Genomic DNA, 18,556 nt, shown 5'->3' with positions numbered 1-18,556 from the left:
GTCCCCCCTAGGCCGCCGCCGAGATCAGCTCGGCGCCGATCTCCAGGACCTCGTCCCTGCCCCGCTTGACCGCGAGCAGGTTCTCCTGCACGACCTTCTCTCCGCGCTTGCCGAAAAATTTCCTGAGCGACCGCTCGACCGCGGCGTAAACCTCCTCGTCGCCCAAGCCCCGCGCCGCCACGAAGGGCGCGACCCGCAGGAACACGCCGAGGAGCACGATTCCCTGCATTCGCTGCGCGAGCTGCGGCTGGCTCGAGATCTCCTGCGCCACGCGGGCCGCGTCGAGCGCCAGCACGCGGATCCGGTTGCGGCGGATGAATTCCCGCGCCGCGGGTGGAATCGACCTCCAGATTTGCGCGGGGTCGCGGCTCGGATGCTGGAGAAACACCGCGCCTCCCGGCACCAGCCCGCTCAGGGGATCGCCCACGTTGAAGGCGTTGACGTTGTTCAGCGGAACGAAGTCGACGTGCCTGAGCTCGGCGTGGGCGCTCACCGGCTCCTCCGCCACCGTGAGAAAGTAAGTCGTGGGCAGCCCCTTTTTCTCCGAGCCGTACATCGGGTAGGCCTGGACGTACAGGCCGAAGAGATCGCCGACGATCGTCGCGATCACCTTGTTGGTCGTCACCGAGCCGTAGCCGCCGACGGAGTGGCCCCGCATCGAGAAGGCGCCTTTGGGCCTGACGTCGGGCTCGCGCCCGGCCGGAAGCGCCAGCTCGTGGCGCACGCCGAGAACGAAGAAACGCCGCTCCACGCCGGAGCGCAGATGATCCACGACCGCGACGAAATCGCCGGGGCGCACGTCACGGCTCCCCAGGCCGGCCGATCCGCCGTACACCGCCGGCATGCGCTCGATCCGGGGATAACCGGGCGCGCCCGAGAGGGCGTCCGCGAACGCCGCCTTGATCTCGGCCGCGAGCGGGTTCGATTGCGCGAGCGGGTTGTCCATGCGCTCTATCACCGCAAGCGCCTTGACGCCCCTGAGGGCCTCGACCACGGCGGGCCCGGGAAACGGACGGAAGCTCGTGATGTGCAGCGTCCCCACCTTGACGCCCTCGTGGCGGCGCAGATACTTCGCGGTCGCCGTCGCGGTCTCGCACAGGCTGCCCATGGCGACGATCGCCACCTCGGCGTCCTCCAGCCCCCAGCCGTCGACCATGCCGTAGCGCCGTCCCGTGAGCGCGTGGAACTCGCCGGCGACGCGGCGCATGATCGGCGCGACCCGATCGTAGAAGTAGCGCTGCGCGATCTTGCCCTTCATGTAGCTGTCCTGGTTCTGCACCACTCCGCTCATGATCGGCCGCGCCGGATCCATCAGATTGCGCAGCCGGTGCTCGTTGTTGGGGTCGCCGACGAAGCGCTTCATCAGCTCGGGCTCCGGCAAGCGCACCGTCTCGATCGTGTGCGTGGTCAGGAAACCGTCCTGGACGTTGAAGAAGGGGGTTTCGGATTCCTCGGCGACGCGCCGCGAGATCAGCGCGAGATCGGCGGCTTCCTGGACGTTGCGCGCGAACACCATCCCCCAGCCGCAATCGGCGACGCCCATGACGTCGTCATGGCCGGCGTGGATGTTCAGTCCCTGCGAGGTGAGCGCGCGCGCGCCGATGTGGAAGACCACGGGCAGCCGCTTGCCCGCGATCACGTAGAGAACCTCCTTCATCAGGATCAGTCCCTGCCCCGAAGTGAAGTTCGAGACCCGCCCGCCCGCGAGCGCGAACCCCTCGCAGGTGCTCGCCGAGCTGTGCTCGGACTCCAGCTCGAGAAAGACCAGGCGCTCGCCCCAGAGGTTTTTCTGGCCGTTGGCGACCGCCATCTGGTAGCCGCCTCCCATGTTCGTCGACGGCGTGATCGGATAGGCGCAGGCGCCCTGAGTGATATGCGTCTCCACCCATACCACGGCCTCGGAGCCGTCGGCCGTGGCACGGATTCCGGGGAACGGGAAGCCCGCGCCGCCTAGGTCAGTTCGCCCTTCCATACGTTCTTGAGCGCACGCAACAGATCGACGTGAGTGACGACGGGAATCATCTGGCCCCGCTCGTCGATCACCGCCATCATCCCGCCGCCCGCAGGCGGCAAGAGGCCCCCGGGATCGGCCGCCTCGGGCTTTCTCGCCGGAGTCGCATCCACGACCGGAGCCGGAGGCTCCTCGCCCGGTTCGGTTTCGCCGGACATCTTCGTAAGCTCGGGGTCCAGGTTCCTCATGTGCGACCTCTGTTGCCCACGATGGTTGCACTCGCAAGCCGGCTGCCAGGATATAAAGACGGTTTTTCGAGGGGCTTCGCCGGATCGTTCGCGCCTCTCGGAAAAACTGCGCCATGCAGTTGCAAAAATGACAAGAAGCGCCGCCGTCATTCAACGGACGGCGCTTCCCTCGAGCAGGGACTGCGGACAACGGGCGCGGCCCGTGAACCTTTCAAGACCGCGTCGCCGCCCGAGCCACCCTCAGCGGCTGGCTCTCTTGGCCGGATCGACGCGGTCCATCCAGAGGACCGCGGCGCCTCCGACAACGACGATGACGGCGATCACAATCCACGGTTCGACGCCCAGCAAGGCGGGAATCGTCAGCTTCCCGTAGTCGCCGACTTTCAACAGGTTGCTTTCGATGTACGGATAGACCTCGGCATAAAGCCCGGCGCCGATCAGGATCCCGAGCACGCCGCGCAACAAGCCGTCCAGACGGCCTTCACCGAAGGCCGCAGCGCAGGTGCCGGGTCAAAAGCCGAGCAGCAGCATGCCGGCGCCGAAGATCAGACCGCCGAGAACGTTCGCGGCGAGAAGCGTCGGTTTGATGTGCAGGTTCACCATCCCCAGCGCGTGCAGCGCGTAAACGCCGACCATGCCGGAGAGGATCGCCGCGAACATCACCTTCTGGACGGTAAGGTCGCTCCAGCGGAAGAACGAGACGATCTTCTGATAACGGGTCACCTGACCTTTTTGCAGGATGAACCCGAACAGGATTCCCGTAACGAGCCCGAGAGCCAGCCTTGCCGGCCCGGTGATTTCCAGAGGACCCATGTCAAACCCTCCTGAAGATCCATCGCGCCATCAGCGTCCCCGAAGCCATCATCGCTATGAGGAAAAGCCAGCTGCTGACCGCCAACTGAAGCCCTCCACTGAGGGCGTGGCCGCTGGTTCAGCCGTCGGCGAGGCGCGCGCCGAAGCCGACCAGAACGCCGCCGAGAATGCCGATGCCCCAGCGCTGCGCGTTGCTCTCGCCGAACCGGCTCACCCACATCTCGGGAAGCGCCGCAGAGAACTCGACGGCTCGGCGGCTCAACCGCGCGGCCAGATAAGCCCCGATGGGAATTCCGAGGACCAGCATGAACTGCCAGTCCACGATCGGCTTGACCTTCTGCCAGTACGCGTTTGCGGCCACGTGGTCGGGCGCCACAAGCCCCACGATCATGCCCGCGGCGCGCGAAAAGGTTGTCGACACCGAGAGATAGTAGTCGGCGGTGTAGAACGCCGCCATGTTGAGCAGCCCCAGCAGAAGTCCAGCCTGCCACCACGGCCACTCCTCTCTTCTCAACCAGCTCATCATCCCGGTTTCCTCCTTCCCCGTGTCGGGCCGGGAATGGTTCGTTCAAAAGCTCGGGCGAAAAAGAACTCCAAGCTGCTTCGGGCCATTCATCTGCTTTGCTTCGTTTCGAGCGGATCAGGAAGATGGCCCTGCGGACCGGTAACCTCGAACGGCCGGTCTAACGGCGCCGCCAGCCGCTCCAGACCGGAAAGCCTGAGTCGTCCCGCAGCCTCAGTACGTCGTCGCCCTTTTTCACTTCGGCCGCGATGATAGCCGGCTTGCCGCCGAAGGTAATCCTGGAGCCCTTCACCTCGACCTGGTCCTTGGGTTCGATTCTTACGTCCTGATTTTCGAGATACCAGCTCGGTCCCAAGTGAACCGAGATCGTCTCCTTGTCCGTTTTCACTCTGAGATGGACGCCCGCCGACATCCCTTTCCCCGGCGTGATGCGCTCTACCGCCACTACCTCACCGCTGACAGTCTCGACGTTTTTCTGGTCGTACAGGCGGTTGTACGAGCTTCCCGGACCCCACCCCCCGCTGCCGCGCCAGGCCATGCCGGGACGGCGCTGCGCGTAGGAATCGGCCGCGGTGAACAAAAACGCCATGGCTGCAATGGAGACGAGAACCTTCATCTCTTTCACCTCCGCTTTCTCCTGCTGATCGGGTGCGAAGAGCAACGGCCATGCCAGTGTTCGAAAACTCAAAACGTTCCGGGAAACGGGAAAGAGAAAACCGAATTTTCTACATGCTGCGCATGCTTGATTTTCTTAACAACTGGAAATTCTAGAAGGCGTGGTTTGCAGGAGCGCAAAGAAAAATCGCTTCTTGCAGCCGCGCCGACAACATGCTTGCGGTGCGACTCGACAGCGCGGTCGCACCGCTATGTTTCGTAAATCGCAGTAAAAAAACTCCTCGGGACATTCTCGGCGATTCCCGCAGGGAAAGGCCCGCTGCCGGCCTCCCTCCCTCACCTGTTTCCTGGCCCCGGAATTGCGTCTCGGCGCCAACCGATCTCCAAATGACGTCCGTCCGAAATGGCACCTCGCTGCGCGCACTGCGCGAGAACAGCCGAAAAACAAGGACAACCCATGAACGAGCCAAGCGAACACGTTGAGAAGCACGAGCGCCGGGACTTTCTCAAGCTGTTAGTCGGCGGCGCCACGGCTGCGGTGGCGCTGGCGACCAGGCCGGAGACCGTCGACGCCGCCGATTCGCCGAAACCCCTCGAGGAGCTTCCCGATGGCGAAAGCATGATCCTGCGCATGCAGGGAGAGTTGCGCCGGGCCCTCGCCAAGCCGGTCGAGAAGCGTCGATGGGTCATGGTCATCGATCTGCGCAAATGCGTCGGCTGCTCGGCCTGCACCATAGGCTGTGTGGCGGAAAACAAGCTGCCGCCGGGCGTGGTCTATCGCCCGGTAATGGAAGAGGAGGTCGGCGAATATCCGAACGTCGGCCGCCGTTTCTTACCCAGGCTTTGCAACCAGTGCGACAACCCTCCCTGTGTGCCTGTTTGCCCCGTGAAGGCGACCTACAAGAGACCCGACGGAATCGTCGAAATCAACTACGAACAGTGCATCGGCTGCCGCTATTGCCTGCCGGCTTGCCCTTACGGCGCACGCACGGCGGACTTCGGCGAGTTCTACACGAGCGGCACACCGCGGGCGGAACCCTACGAGAAGCTGCCCAGCCACGAATATGGGAGAGAGTGGCCACGGGAACAGGACAAGTCCCCTGTCGGCAACGCGAGGAAGTGCCACTTTTGTATTCATCGCCTCGACGCCGGAATGCTTCCGGCGTGCGTGACGACCTGCATCGGCTATGCCACATACTTCGGCGACGCCAACGACCCGGAAAGTCTCGTCTCCGAGCTGATCGCCAGGCCCAACGCGATGCGCTTGAAGGAAGAGCTCGGCACCAAGCCGCGCGTTTACTACCTGGTCTGAGGAGGCCAGCCATGCTGAAAGCATCCAAAATTCTCATCCCGGTCCTGGCGGTCATGGTCTTGCTGGGGGCGGTCGGCGCCTGGGATCGGCTGGCCCATGGCAAAGCGAATCTCAACTTCGGGAGCTACATCCCGTGGGGGCTGTGGGTCGGCCTGTACATTTACATGGTCGGTATCTCCGGCGGCGCTTTCTTGCTCGTTTTCCTCCATCATGGATTGGGGATCTCCTGTCTACGGCGCGCGAGCCTTTACGCATTGCCCGTTTCTCTGTTCACCCTGGGTGCGGGCCTGCTCCTGGTTCTTGCGGACCTGGGCCATATGGAACGTTTCTGGAAGCTTTATCTTCAGCCGAACCCCGGTTCGATTCTTGCCGCGATGGTCTGGGTCTACACCGCTTTCATCCTGGTGCTCCTGGTCATGCTGCTCGCGCTGGCTAAAGGCCGATCCCGCTGGCTGAAGCCCCTGTCCGTTCTGGGATTCTTCCTGGTCATCACGTTCGGTGGCGGGGAAGGCGCGCTTTTCGGCGTCCTGGGGGCCAGGCCTTACTGGAGTTCGGGGCTCCTGCCGATTCGCTTTCTTTTTTCCGCGCTGCTGGCCGGAGTCGCGGTCGTGGCGTTCACCCTCACCTTGTTCCGCAAGTGGCCGGAGGATCGCGATCATTGGGACGCCGTCGGGTTTTTGCGCTATCTCATTCTCGGCCTCCTCGCAGTCAACGTGCTCATCGAGTTTTCCGAGTACTCGATCACTCAATATGCCGGCACACCCGCGGTCATCGAGGCTCACCACCTCGTTGCCTTCGGCCCTTACTGGTGGGTTTTCTGGATCGTTCAGCTTTTCATCGGGTTCCTCCTACCGGCGATCCTGCTGATTCCGTCGTGGGGCCTCAGGCCTTTCAACTTCGCTTTGGCAGGCTTCCTGATCGGCATCGGCTACGCCGGGACGAAGCAAAACATCGTGCTTCCGGGGCTGGCGGTACCGGAATTCCGCGCCCTCCCCGAGGCGTTCGTTCACAACCGGCTGTCGGTGGCTTATTTTCCGAGCGTCATGGAGTGGCTGATGGCGATCGGAGCGATCGCGGCGGCGGCGTTGCTGTTCGTGCTCGCCGTCGAGTATCTGCCGTTTCTCCGCGGGCCGGCGCCTACTGGAGCACGCTTTGCGGGAGCGAAAGAAGGGAGAGCAGCGTGATGGGCCGATCGAACGAATCGAGCCCGGCCGAGGCTGGAAGGCCCGGCCGGAGCCGCAGAGATTTTTTGAAGACCGCCGCTTTGGTGGGCGGCAGCGCAGCGCTGGCCGGCGGAGTGCCGGGGTTGTTCAAGGACGCCCCTGAAGGCAAAGCCGCCGATCTCGCGCCGCGGGGCGACTACGCGCTCGCCAGGCCGGACCGGATACTCTACTCGGTCTGCCAGCAGTGCAACACCCAGTGCGGCATCAAGGTGAAAATCCAAAACGGCGTGGCCGCCAAGATCGACGGCAACCCGCTCAGTCCCTGGAACCTGACACCGCACCTCTCGTACAAAAGCTCGCCGTTTCAGACCGCCGCTGTCGACGGGGTCCTCTGCCCCAAAGGACAGGCGGGGATTCAGAGCGCCTACGACCCGTACCGCATTCGAAAGGTGCTCAAGCGGGCGGGCCGACGCGGCGAGGGGAAGTGGGTGAGCATCTCCTTCGAGCAGGCCATCCGGGAAATCGTCGACGGCGGGCTGCTGTTCAAGAACGTTCCCGGTGAGGAAAACCGCAACGTGGAAGGCCTGCGCGCCATCCGGGCCTTGACCGACGCGCAGCTCGCGAAGGAGATGTCCGCCGACGTGGCGAAGATCTGGAAAAAGGAGATGACCGTCGCCGAGTTCCAGGCAAAGCACAAGAATCGCCTTGATCTCCTGATCGATCCCGACCATCCGGATCTCGGGCCGAAGAACAACCAGTTCGTCTTCATGTGGGGCCGGCTCAAAGGCGGACGGGGCGATCTGGTGAGCCGCTTCGCGAAGGATTCCTTCGGCACGGTCAACGCGCACGGCCATACGACCGTCTGCCAGGGCTCCCTCTATTTCACCGGCAAGGCGATGAGCGAACAGTACCTGCTGGATGAAAAGGAGCTGAAGTACAAGTGGACCGGCGGCAAGAAATTCTACTGGCAGGCGGATACGGAAAACAGCGAGTTCATCATCTTCGTCGGCGCGTCCCCGTTCGAGGGCAACTACGGCCCGACCAATCGCGCGGGAAGAATCACGAATGGTCTGGAGCACGGCAGGCTGAAAATCGCCGTGGTCGATCCTCGGTTCAGCAAGGCCGCCGCCAAGGCGTGGAAGTGGATACCGATCAAGCCCGGCACGGAAGGCGCGATGGCGCTGGCGATGATCCGCTGGGTCATCGAAAACAGGCGCTATGACGAGAAATATTTGAAGAACGCCAACAAGGCCGCCGCGAAAGCCGACGGAGAGCCGAACTGGTGCAACGCCTCGTGGCTCGTCAAGATCGAGAAAGACGGAAGCCCGGGCGCTTTCCTGCGCGGATCGGAAATCGGGCTACCGAAGATCAAGAAGATCTGGACGGACAAGGAAAGCGGCACGGAAAAGAGCTGCGAGCTCGATCCGTTCGTGGTCCTTTCGGGCGGCAAGGCGGTGGCATTCGACGCTTACGACGAGAAAAATCCGGTCGAGGGCGACCTGCTCGTCGATACCGAGATCCGCGGCACCAAGGTAAAAAGCGGACTGCAGGTTCTCTGGGAGCAGGCGTCGGGCAAGAGCGTCGAGGAATGGGCGGAGATTTCCGGCATCAAGGCGTCCGATATCGAGGCCCTGGCCAGGGAGTTCACCAGCCACGGGAAAAAAGCCGCGGCCGATGTCCACCGTGGCGCGTCCCAGCACACGAACGGTTTTTACAACGTCTTTGCCTGGTTCACGCTGAACCTGCTGATCGGCAACTATGACTGGCGCGGGGGAATGTGCCAGGCATCGACCTTCGACGCCGGCGGCGGCAGGACCTTTTCGGGCAAGCTGCCTGACGGCAGCGAAGGGAAGTGGGCGCAGCCTTATCCCATCGGCAAACTCACGAGCGGCAAGACGATCCCGTTCGGCATCGATCTGATTCGAGCGAACGCCAGGTACGAAGATACGACGATCTTCGAGGGCTATCCGGCCCGGCGCCCGTGGTTTCCGCTCTCCAGCGACATCTACCAGGAGGTGGTCCCTTCGGCCGGAGATGCCTATCCTTATCCGATCAAGGCGCTGTTCCTTTACATGGGCACGCCGGTTTACTCCTTGCCGGCCGGGCACACCAACATCGAGATTTTGAGCGACGTGAAAAAAGTTCCGCTGTTCATTGCCAGCGACATCGTCGTCGGGGAGACCTCCATGTACGCCGACTACGTCTTCCCCGATTTGAGCTACCTCGAGCGCTGGGAGATGGCCGGCTCTCACCCCAGTATGCCTTGGAAGGTTCAACCCGTGCGCCAGCCGGTGATCGCGCCGCTGACGGAGACCGTCAAAGTGTTCGGTGAAGAGATGCCGCTCAGCCTGGAAGCGACGCTGCTCGCGATCGCCGAAAGGATGAATCTGCCGGGGTTCGGACCTGGCGGATTCGGCGAAGGGAAGGATTTCAAGCGCCCGGAGGATCTCTATGTCCGCATGGTGGCCAACCTCGCCGCCGGGGACAAACCAGGCCAGGAGGTCCCGGACGCTGATGAAAAGGAGATGAAGCTCTTCCTCGACGCTCGCCGCCACCTGCCCCGAAACGTTTTCGATCCGGCGAGGTGGGAGAAAATCGCCGGCGCGTGGTGGCGCAAGGTGGTTTACGTCCTCAACCGCGGCGGTCGTTTCGACGATTTTCCAAGCGGCTACGAGGGCGCGCTCCTCAAGAACCGGTACGGCACGCTCATCAACCTGTACCAGGAGAAAACGGCAAGGACGAAGAATTCGATGACCGGAAAGAACTATTCGGGCATCGCGACTTATATCCCGGCGCCGTCCGACGCGTTGGGGAGGCCTATACGGGACGAAAAAGACGGCTACGACCTGCACCTGATCACCTACCGGGAGATAGCACAAACCAAATCGCGTACCGTCGCTGACTACTGGCTGCTGGCTCTTCTCCCCGAGAACTCCATCCTCGTGAACGCCCGAGACGCGCAGCGTCTGGGATTCAAGGACGGTTCGCGCGCGATAATCGTTTCCGCGACCAACCCGGAAGGAGTCTGGGATCTGAAGAACGGCAAGAGGATCCCGATGATCGGCAGGGTCAAGGTGCTTCAGGGTATCCGCCCGGGCGTCATCGCTTTCGGCCTCGGGTTCGGCCACTGGGCTTACGGGGCACAGGATATCGTCATAGACGGGAAAATAATCCCTGGCGACCCGCGCCGTAACAAGGGAATCCACGCCAACGCCGCTTTCCGCGTCGATCCGCACATCAAGAACACCTGCCTTTCCGACCTGACCGGCGGGAGCGCGGTTTTCTACGACACGAAGGTGAAACTGCTGAAGGCGTAGCCGACGGGCGCCGGAGCGCTGCGGACGACTCCGGTTCGCGCCGGGTCAAGGGGATCGCGCGTCGGGCCTGCCGCGCCTACGCTGCGCCGGGCGTGCCTTCCTCGATGCTGGCCTCGACCGAGACCCGGCTCTTGACCGAGCGCGAAACCAGGCAATACTTCTCCGCCCGGTCCATGAGCTCGCGCGCCTTGCCGGGGTCCGCGCCCGCCCGCAGCAACACGCGTGGCTTCACGGTCACCGCGGTGAACTGAAAGCCTCCGTCGACGAACTCGAGCTTTCCTTCGGCCTCGCTCTCGTACCCCGCCAGCGGCAAGCCGGCCCTTTCAGCGAAACTGAGAAACGTCATCATCACGCACGCGTTGACGGAGCTGACGAAAAGATCCTCGGGCGACCAGATCCCCGGGTGTCCCTTGAACTCCGGCGGGGTTGCGACCTCGATCGACGGCTTGCCGGCCGTCGTGCAGACCCCGCGCTTTTCCCCCGTCCAGCGGACAGCGCTCCGATACGTGTACCCCCGAACCTTCGCTTCCATCGCTTCTCCTTCCGGCACCGTCCCGCTCAGCGGCGCCCGGCTTCGGGCCGCTCCGTGCGATCCAGCGTGACATCTTTCCAGGCGGCCGGGTCGCCGATCGGCTCCAGGTGCGTGAAAACCGTCGCTCCTGGAATCGCCGCCCGGATATCGTACTCGAGATCCTCGAGCAGATCATGGCCGCGCTGCACGCTCCAGTCGCGCGGCACGAGCACGTGCAGCGAGATGAACGACCGCCTCCCCGCCCGCCGGGTGCGCAACGCGTGATACTGGATCCCCTGGCTCTCGTAGCGGCTCAGCACGTCCTTGATGACACCTTGCTCGGCCGTGGGCAAGGCTCTGTCCAGCAGACCGAAAACCGAGCGCTGCAGCAGCTGTCCCCCGATCCACAAGATGTGGCCGGCGACCGCCAGAGCGATGAGCGGATCGAGCCGCGTCCATCCGGTGAGCGCGACGACGCCGATCCCTGCGATGATGCCCACGGAGGTCCAGACGTCGGTCATCAGGTGATGGGCGTCGGCTTCGAGCGTGATCGACCGGTGCTGCTCGCCTGCCTTGAGCAGGCGGCGGGCAACGACGAAATTCAGAGCCGCCGCCAGCGCCGATATCGCCAGCCCGATCCCGACCTGTTGCAGCGGTCTTGGAGCGATCAGGCGCGGCAAGGCGGTCCACACGATGCCGGATGCGGCGAGGACGATCAACAATCCCTCCACGCCGCTGGCAAAATATTCGGCCTTGCTATAGCCGAATGCGTGCATCTCGTCGGGAGGCCATGCCGCGATCGACAGAGCGGCGAGCGCCAGGGTCGCCGCCGCCAGATTGACGAAGGACTCGAGCGCGTCGGACAAGAGCCCGACCGAGCCCGTTAGCCAGTACGCCAGGCCTTTGAGCGCGATCGTGGCCAGCGCCGCCCCGATCGACAGCCATGCGAATCGCCCGAGGTTCGTCCGGCTCATGGAATCGAGCTGCGGCGCTCCCGGTTGTTCGCCGCCTCGGGGCTTCCCCCGCCGTCCGGACGGCGTCGCGACCCGACGCCGCAAGATCCCGCCATTCAGGTCGGCACGCCGAGGCGGGGCAGCACCCAGCGCATCGACGCCACGTAGACGACCACGACGAGAACGAACCAGAACCAGTCGAACACGGCTTCGGGCTCCTGCGCAGGGACGGCGGCTTGCGGCGGAACGCAGCTACCCCGGCGGGCAGGGAACCGCAGGCGTCCGTCGGTGAAACACCTCCGGCTCGACAACCACCCTGCTCTTGATCGAGTTCGTGATGAAGCAGCGCTGCTTGGTCTTCTCGAGGAGGCGCGGAACGCGCCCCATGTCCTCGGCCGTGCCGACGACGATTCTCGGCCGGATCGCGATCTCCGTTATCTCGAAGCGCCCTGCCGATATTTTCTCGAGCTTCGCTCGCGCCGATGCGGAATAATCCAAGACCGCGAGCCGTGCGCTTTTCGCCACGGCGAGGAAGGTCAACATGAAGCACGTCGCCGCCGCGGCCGCGAACAGGTGCTCGGGCGACCACCTTCCTTCGGTCCCCCGGAACTCCGGGGGCGCGCCCACCGGGATCTCCGGTCGTCCCGAAGCGCGGATCTCGCTCGCCGCCTCCCCGTTCCAGATCACCTCGATCTCGTAATGGAATTGTTGCGCTTCGGCCATCGCGCCCCCGGATCCCGACCTACACGGACTCCTCGCGCCCGACGAACTCGCGCAGGATGTCGGTATAGGTGATGATGCCGACGACCTTGTCCTGCTCGTCGACGACGGGCAGGCCGCCGACCTGCCAGCGCAGCATGAGGTCGGCGGCCTCCTTGAGCGTCGTTTCCGGCCTCACTTTGATCGGATCGAAGACCGCGGCCTGCTGCACCGTGATCGACCACAGCTGGACCATCGCGTCTTCCTTCGAGACGAAGGCGAGGGAAGGACGGATCAGCCGGATGTCGCGGTCGCTCAACATTCCGATGAGCTTGCCCGTATCGTCGACGACCGGCAGGTGGCGGAACCGGCCTTTCTCCATCTTCCACGCGGCGTCTTTCAACGAGTCATCCGGCCGCACCGTGGCCGGATTGCGGGTCATCCGCTCCCGCACGCGCGTCATTTTCCGCTCTTTGCGGGCCCGCAGCGACGGTCCCGGGGCGAACGGAGCGTGCTTGACATACTCGGACACCAGGCTCTCGTACTCCACGAGCTGAACGCGGCCGTCGGCCAGGATGTTCTCGACCTCTTCGGATGCGGCGACCTTTCCTTCGATCCAGAACGTCACCACCTGCTTTGCAACCGCCTCGCGCGCCAGCGCCACGAGGTCGACTCCGGGTCCCGGGTAAACCTGAACGATGTCGATCTGTCCCGGAATATCGCTGAGCCGCGCGAAGCAGCGCAGCCCGAGAAAGCTTTCGCGTCCCGGGAACACCGGGATAACTTCCAACCCCAGCCCGAGGAGCTTTTCGATCGCCGTGAAGCTCTCGCTCTCGGGATCGCTGCTCGCTCCCACGACCGCGATTCGGCGGCAGTTCTCGAGGATCGCTTTCCTCTGCCTGCGCACCAGGTAGACCTTTCGCGCCATGTCACCCGCCCAGTACTTCCGGATCAGGTCGTCTCGGTGCTCCGCGAGTGACACGTTCTCGCTTCTGGATTGCATGGCTTGCTCCCTTCATCCGAGACTTGGAGCAAGACCCATACCACCCCTGGTCAGCGCCGGTGATGCTGCTCCAGCGGCGTCTTTCCCGCCCATGCGAAAAACGCGACTCGGGCATCGCAGGCTTGCAAAGCTTGCCCCATTCCGAGAGGGAAGCCGGCAGGCTCCGGCGTAAAGCTCCTCGGGTGGCACGAAGCGTGCGTAGCTCACGGGCGCCGAGTGCAAAGAACAGAAGGGACCGTCATGGAGATCGTCTTCAAACCCATCGGAGTCGTTCACGCCGAGGGTGGCGAAAACGCCGTCCGGGAGCAGACGGACGTTGCTGGCGACCTGGAAATCTTTCCCGAGTTCGAGGCCGGCCTCGAAGGAATCGACGGCTACTCGCATCTTTTCGTGATCGCTTACTTCCACCGCCTGCGCCCGGAGCAGATCGGGCCCCTGCAGGTAAAGCCGAGGGGTCTGCTGAGGCGGGGCTTCAAGCTCGAGGAGCTGCCGCTGCTCGGCGTTTTCGCGCTCGACTCCCCCACCCGTCCCAACCCGATCGGGCTCACGCTCCTTCGTTTCCTCCGGCGCGAGGGTCGCCGCCTGTTCGTTCGGGGCCTGGACCTGTTCGACGGCACGCCGATTCTCGACATCAAGGGATATCGCCCTCAGTACCGCGTCGACAGTTACGAGCTGCCCGAGTGGTACCGCAGGCTCGCGGACCGGAAAGGTTACGTCTGACGGGGACGTCCCGCGGAAAGAACGACGCCCGAAGATCGAACGTTTCCGGTTTCTGCTTCCTGGTTTTTTCCGCCGAGCTTTCGAACCGCCGCTTTGCGTCACGGCTCGCCGGCCTCTACGCACCGCCGGAACCGGGATTTTCAGAAGCCAGAAGCCGTGTGGTCTCTCGCGCGATGATCCGCTCTTCGTCCGTGTGCACGACGTAGACCGACAGTGCGCTCTCCACGGCGGAGATGCGGCTGTCGGTCGCCCGGAGCTCGGCGTTCGCCGCCTCGTCGAGCTTCAACCCGCACCACTCCATTCCGGCGCAGATTCTGGCGCGCACCAGTGGAGCGTTCTCGCCGATGCCGCCGCTGAAAACCACGGCCCGTGCTCCGCCGACTACGGCGAGATACGCGCCGAGGTACTTTCGCGCGCGGTGGCAGAAGGCATCCACCGCAAGGCGCGCACGGGGGTCGTCGTCGTAGCGCGCGGCGAGGTCGCGCATGTCGGAGGAAAAACCGGAGAGGCCGCGGAGGCCGGACTCGTGGTTCAAGATTCTCTCGATTTCGTCGACGCCGGTTTTTTCCTTGCGCGCGAGGTAACCCACCAGGGCCGGATCGAGGTCGCCGCTGCGCGTTCCCATGATCAGCCCTTCCAGCGGCGTGAAGCCCATGGAGGTCTCGACCGATTTGCCGCCGCGGATCGCGCAGGCCGAGCAACCGTTGCCCAGATGCAGGGTCACGATGTCGACCCGGTCCGCCGGAGTGCCCGTCAGCTCGGCGTAGCGCTGCGCGGAGTACTGGTGCGCGAGCCCGTGAAAGCCGTAACGCCTGACGCGATGCCTTGCGGCGAGATCCCGCGGCAGCGCGTACGCCGCGGCGAAGCCCGGGATCGTGTGGTGAAACGAGGTATCGAAAGCCGCGACCATCGGCAGCGAGCCGCCCAGATACGAGCGGGCGAACCGGATCGCGGCGACGCTCGCCGGATTGTGCAGCGGGGCGAGCTCGCAGAGCTCGTCGAGCGCGGCGACGACGCCGTCGTCGATCCGCACCGCCGACGTGAAGCGCTCGCCGCCGTGGACCACGCGATGGCCCACTGCGTCGAAGCCGTTCCAGCGGCGGCTGACCCAGTCGAAGACCATGCGCGTCGCCGCCTCGTATCCGGCGGTGCCCGCCGGTCCCTCTTCGGCCGGCACCCCGACCGCCTCGAAACGGTAGCGCGCCTCGGCGCCGATACGGTCGACGATCCCGCGAGCCAGCTTTCGCTGGAGGCCGTCCGGATCGCCGCCTTCGAGCTCGATCAGCTGGAACTTGATCGTCGAACTGCCGCAGTTGAGGACCAGAACCTTCATCGCGCCATCGACCGACCCCGACTGTCTCGCTCTCCTTCGGCGTCTCGCAAGCTTGGCGAGAACGCACACTCTGTGCCAGGGGTCCCGGCTGCCGGTTCACGGTCTTCGGCGGCCCGTCCCGCTCCGATACGGGCTCGAGCGCCGGAGGCACGCATCTTGCTCGAAACCCTCCCCGGGCTGAAGAACCCACAAGGAGCAAACGGTATGTCGGCCGATCGCAGCGAATTTCCGGAGCCTGGAGGGCCGCGGCGCGTCATCATCCTGGGCGCCGCCGGCCGGGACTTCCATGTTTTCAACACCTGTTTCCGCGAAAACCCGCGCTACCGCGTCGTCGCCTTCACAGCCGCCCAGATTCCCGGGATCGAGAACCGCGTCTACCCCCCTTCGCTGAGCGGCCCTCTCTACCCGGACGGAATCCCCATCCACCCCGAAGCACGGCTCGAACAGCTCATCGCTGCTCTCGCCGCCGACGAGGTAGTCCTCGCCTACAGCGATCTCTCCCACGTCGCCGTCATGCACCTTGCCTCCCGGGCGCTCGCCTGCGGAGCCGATTTCCGCTTCATCGGACCCGCGCGAAGCTTCCTGAAGTCGTCGCGCCCGGTGATATCGGTCTGCGCCGTGCGCACCGGCTGCGGCAAGAACGCGGTGGTGCGACGGATCGCCGCGATTCTCAAAAGCCGCGGGCTGCGTCCCGTGGTGGTGCGTCACCCGATGCCCTACGGCGATCTGGAGCGGCAAGCCGTTCAGCGCTTCGCGTCGCTTGCCGACTGCGACCGCCAGCAATGCACGATCGAGGAGCGCGAGGAATACGAGCAGCACATCGCCGAGGGGACCGTGGTTTTTGCCGGCGTCGATTATGCCCGCATCCTCGCCGCGGCGCAGGCGGAAGCAGACTTTCTGCTCTGGGACGGCGGCAACAACGACTGGTCGTTTTTCCGCCCCGACCTGGAGATCGTGCTCGTCGACCCCCACCGGCCGGGCCACGAGCTGCTCTACCATCCGGGGGAAACCAATCTGCGACGGGCGCATGTCGTCGTCATCAACAAGATCGACTCCGCTCCGCCAGGAGGCGTGCAGCAGGTTATGGCCAACATCGCCCAGGTCAATCCGACGGCGCTCGTCGTGCAGGCGCGCTCGGCGATCACGGTCGATCGTCCCGAGCTGCTCCGCGGCCGCAGGGTGCTCGTGATCGAGGACGGTCCGACGCTCACCCACGGCGAGATGGCTTACGGCTCCGGCACCATCGCCGCGCACCGCTACGGGGCCGCCGAGATCGTCGACCCGCGCCCGGCTGCGCGCGGCAGCCTTGCGGAAACCTACCTCCGTTATCCGTGGGTGGAGCGGGCGCTGCCCGCGATGGGATATTTCCCGGCCCAGCTGAGCGACCTGGCGGCGACGATCGCCGCCGTGGACTGCGACGTCATCCTTGTGGCGACGCCCATCGACCTCTCGCGTCTCATCGCGCTGCCGCGCCCGCATTGCCGGGCGGTTTACCGGCTCGAAGAGATCGGCCGTCCCGATCTCGAAGAGGTCGTCGCGGGCTTTATCGAAGGGCGCGTCCCGGCGAAAAAGCCGGCTACGGCCGAACCGTGACCACGGGGCACGGAGCTTCCCGGACCACGCCTTCCGCCACGCTCCCCAGCACCAGCCGCGACACGCCGGCGCGCGCATGCGTGCTCATCACGATGAGGTCGGCCCCTTGCTCCCCGACGAAGGTAACGATGCCGGACCAGGCTCTGGGAAAGGCGATCACCCTTTCCACCAGCGCGATCCCCTTGCGTTGACTGCGGGGAATCCTTTCGCGCAGGGCCGCGAGCTCTTGGTTTGCGGCGCTCCTGAGCCTTCCCATGATCCCGCCCTCGACGGAGTCGTAGGACCTGTGCGCCTCGATGACATGCAGCAGCGTCACGGTGGCGTGGAATTTCCGCGCCACCGTCAGGGCCCACGCGAGCGCGGTAACGTCGTTCTCGCAAAAGCTCGTGGGAACGACGATCTTCCCCAGAGAGGGTTTCCCGGCGGCTGCCTTCACCGTGAGAACCGGGACGCGGGCCTCGCGCACCACCCGCATGGTCGTGCTCCCCAGCAGCATGCGCCCCCACAGGTTCAAGCCGCGCTTGCCCATGGCGATGAGATCCACGTTCCGTTGGGCCGCCTTCAGAATCTCCGCGTACGGAAAACCCTTGGCAACGCACGCCTCCGCAACCACGCCCTTCTCGGCGAGGGCGGCGGTGATCCGTTTGAGCCGCCGGCTCTCCGCCCGTTCCATCTCCGCATCGACCACCGACAGCTCGCGTCGGAGATCCTGGGGCACCTTCAGCGTCCTGAAGTCCGGCGTCTCGATGACGCTCAGCGCCGTCACCCTTGCGCCGAACCGCGCCGCGAGAAGCTCGGCCCACTCCAGCGCGGCGCGCGATTCCTTCGAGCCGTCGCTCGCCCAAAGAATGTTCCTGATGTCCATTTATCCGCCTTTCCTCTCGGCTGCGAAACCTTCCAAAACCCCTCCTCGAGCGAGAATGGCTCTTTCGACCCGCCAAGGACACGATCAGGTTTCGGGGGTTATTACGATGAAATCGGCCGCGAAGCAATACGCTCTGCGGCGACGGACCGGGTGCGGCGAAGGGGGCGTCCGGGCGATACCTTTTGCCCGGACGCCCGGGGAGGGGGTTGGCTCTAGGCAGCCTTCGCCATCCTGGCCCGTTCCGCGGGCGGGATCGCCAGCACGGGGCAGGAAGCTCGAGCCATCACCTTTTCCGTCACGCTGCCCATGAGGAAGTGGTCCAGACCCGTCCTGCCGTGCGTCGACATCACGATCATGTCGATCCCCTCGCGCTCCGCCAGCTGAACGATGTTGGTATGCGGCGCGCCGATCTCGACGACTTGCCGCACCTCCACCAGGTTCATGAGCTGGGGGAACGAATCGCGCAGAAATTTATCGAGCATCCGCTTGCGCTCTTCGAGCAGATCGCGGACCGGCGCGTAATCCTGGTACGGCGCGAACCAGTCTTCCCCCACCGCGATGACGTGCAGCACCGTGAGCTCCGCTCCCAGAGCATGAGCCGATTCGAACGCGTAACGGAGGCCGACCTGCGAGAACTCGGACAGATCGGTCGGCGCGAGGATTTTCTTGATTTTTCTCATAAAGCCTCCCGTCTGCCCCGAGAAATGGGCAAAAGTCATGCCCAACCTTCGGCTGCAAAATCACGGGAGTTTCCTTTCGGGTTTTCGCACAACTGGGAAACGCCCGATTTTCTTTCCCGACAGTGAGAACAACTCGGGTTTGAGTTCCCGCTTCCCCGTTTCCGGTTTCACGTTCTCGTTCGTGTCCCTCTCCCTCCCGGCCCTCGGTCCAACCGCTCTGACGGCTTGAACGGAGCGAAGCAACCTTGGTTACAGAC

General features: G+C 64.4%; 17 protein-coding genes and 1 pseudogene. 5 read left to right on the top strand and 13 right to left on the bottom strand.

The features are described 5' to 3' along the window. Nucleotides 1-7: 7 nt before the first annotated feature. The 6 genes and pseudogenes from VNN77_13600 to VNN77_13575 all read right to left on the bottom strand — a co-directional run bounded on the left by VNN77_13600 (nt 8) and on the right by VNN77_13575 (nt 4,151). A complete protein-coding gene (locus VNN77_13600; GenBank protein HXG52425.1) occupies nt 8-1,972 on the bottom strand; it encodes a 2-oxoacid:acceptor oxidoreductase family protein in 1,965 nt (654 codons plus the stop codon). After that, nucleotides 1,951-2,199, bottom strand: a complete 249-nt coding sequence (locus tag VNN77_13595; protein HXG52424.1) for a hypothetical protein — start codon at nt 2,197-2,199, stop codon at nt 1,951-1,953. The genes VNN77_13600 and VNN77_13595 overlap by 22 nt, the downstream gene beginning before the upstream one ends. Nucleotides 2,200-2,439: 240 nt before the next feature. Further along, nucleotides 2,440-2,661 carry a hypothetical protein gene (locus VNN77_13590; GenBank protein ID HXG52423.1) on the bottom strand — a complete coding sequence of 74 codons (222 nt, stop codon included), beginning with the start codon at nt 2,659-2,661 and terminating at the stop codon, nt 2,440-2,442. A 48-nt stretch (nt 2,662-2,709) separates the two neighbouring features. Next, on the bottom strand, nt 2,710-3,012 hold the full coding sequence (locus VNN77_13585; GenBank protein ID HXG52422.1) for a YeeE/YedE thiosulfate transporter family protein: 303 nt from the start codon (nt 3,010-3,012) through the stop codon (nt 2,710-2,712). A 118-nt stretch (nt 3,013-3,130) separates the two neighbouring features. After that, a pseudogene (locus VNN77_13580) lies at nt 3,131-3,547 on the bottom strand (YeeE/YedE thiosulfate transporter family protein). Nucleotides 3,548-3,695: 148 nt separating this feature from the next. Next, nucleotides 3,696-4,151, bottom strand: coding sequence for a DNA-binding protein (locus VNN77_13575; GenBank protein ID HXG52421.1), 456 nt, complete (start codon nt 4,149-4,151; stop codon nt 3,696-3,698). A gap of 456 nt (nt 4,152-4,607) precedes the next feature. Here VNN77_13575 and VNN77_13570 point away from each other — a divergent pair, with 456 nt between their 5' ends. The 3 genes from VNN77_13570 to VNN77_13560 are packed head-to-tail and all read left to right on the top strand — an operon-like array spanning nt 4,608 to nt 9,942. Beyond that, the gene (locus tag VNN77_13570; GenBank protein HXG52420.1) at nt 4,608-5,462 is read left to right on the top strand and encodes a 4Fe-4S dicluster domain-containing protein; all 855 of its coding nucleotides are present in this window, start codon (nt 4,608-4,610) and stop codon (nt 5,460-5,462) included. A gap of 11 nt (nt 5,463-5,473) precedes the next feature. Continuing rightward, nucleotides 5,474-6,646, top strand: coding sequence for an NrfD/PsrC family molybdoenzyme membrane anchor subunit (gene nrfD / locus VNN77_13565; GenBank protein HXG52419.1), 1,173 nt, complete (start codon nt 5,474-5,476; stop codon nt 6,644-6,646). Then, nucleotides 6,646-9,942 (top strand): molybdopterin-dependent oxidoreductase, encoded by a 3,297-nt coding sequence (locus VNN77_13560; protein ID HXG52418.1) that lies wholly within the window; start codon nt 6,646-6,648, stop codon nt 9,940-9,942. Before nrfD ends, VNN77_13560 begins: the two co-directional genes overlap by 1 nt. A 76-nt stretch (nt 9,943-10,018) precedes the next feature. Here VNN77_13560 and VNN77_13555 read toward each other — a convergent pair whose 3' ends face one another. The 4 genes from VNN77_13555 to VNN77_13540 form a co-directional block, all read right to left on the bottom strand. After that, on the bottom strand, nt 10,019-10,474 hold the full coding sequence (locus VNN77_13555) for an OsmC family protein (GenBank protein HXG52417.1): 456 nt from the start codon (nt 10,472-10,474) through the stop codon (nt 10,019-10,021). Between the two features lie 26 nt (nt 10,475-10,500). Next, entirely contained in the window at nt 10,501-11,427 is a 927-nt protein-coding gene (locus VNN77_13550) for a cation diffusion facilitator family transporter (GenBank protein ID HXG52416.1), read from the bottom strand. Between the two features lie 231 nt (nt 11,428-11,658). Beyond that, nucleotides 11,659-12,129, bottom strand: a complete 471-nt coding sequence (locus VNN77_13545) for an OsmC family protein (protein HXG52415.1) — start codon at nt 12,127-12,129, stop codon at nt 11,659-11,661. A 19-nt stretch (nt 12,130-12,148) separates the two neighbouring features. Continuing rightward, nucleotides 12,149-13,108 carry a CBS domain-containing protein gene (locus VNN77_13540; GenBank protein HXG52414.1) on the bottom strand — a complete coding sequence of 320 codons (960 nt, stop codon included), beginning with the start codon at nt 13,106-13,108 and terminating at the stop codon, nt 12,149-12,151. A gap of 240 nt (nt 13,109-13,348) precedes the next feature. On the opposite strand from VNN77_13540, the gene tsaA reads away from it, so the two are divergent. Further along, nucleotides 13,349-13,828 carry a tRNA (N6-threonylcarbamoyladenosine(37)-N6)-methyltransferase TrmO gene (tsaA, locus tag VNN77_13535; protein HXG52413.1) on the top strand — a complete coding sequence of 160 codons (480 nt, stop codon included), beginning with the start codon at nt 13,349-13,351 and terminating at the stop codon, nt 13,826-13,828. 115 nt (nt 13,829-13,943) lie between these two features. On the opposite strand, the gene VNN77_13530 is transcribed toward tsaA, so the two are convergent. Beyond that, nucleotides 13,944-15,161, bottom strand: a complete 1,218-nt coding sequence (locus VNN77_13530) for an acetate kinase (GenBank protein ID HXG52412.1) — start codon at nt 15,159-15,161, stop codon at nt 13,944-13,946. A gap of 204 nt (nt 15,162-15,365) precedes the next feature. On the opposite strand from VNN77_13530, the gene VNN77_13525 reads away from it, so the two are divergent. Then, complete coding sequence (locus tag VNN77_13525; GenBank protein ID HXG52411.1) at nt 15,366-16,754, top strand: cyclic 2,3-diphosphoglycerate synthase; 1,389 nt, start codon at nt 15,366-15,368, stop codon at nt 16,752-16,754. On the opposite strand, the gene VNN77_13520 is transcribed toward VNN77_13525, so the two are convergent. Continuing rightward, entirely contained in the window at nt 16,738-17,619 is an 882-nt protein-coding gene (locus VNN77_13520) for a universal stress protein (GenBank protein ID HXG52410.1), read from the bottom strand. The genes VNN77_13525 and VNN77_13520 overlap by 17 nt on opposite strands. Nucleotides 17,620-17,831: 212 nt before the next feature. Continuing rightward, complete coding sequence (locus VNN77_13515; protein HXG52409.1) at nt 17,832-18,299, bottom strand: universal stress protein; 468 nt, start codon at nt 18,297-18,299, stop codon at nt 17,832-17,834. Nucleotides 18,300-18,556: the final 257 nt, after the last annotated feature.

This window comes from Candidatus Zixiibacteriota bacterium, assembly GCA_035574315.1.
GTDB lineage: Bacteria > Desulfobacterota > Binatia > UBA9968 > UBA9968 > DATLYW01.
The sequence above is the reverse complement of the archived record's forward strand: the minus strand, read 5'-3'. Positions and strand labels throughout refer to the sequence as shown.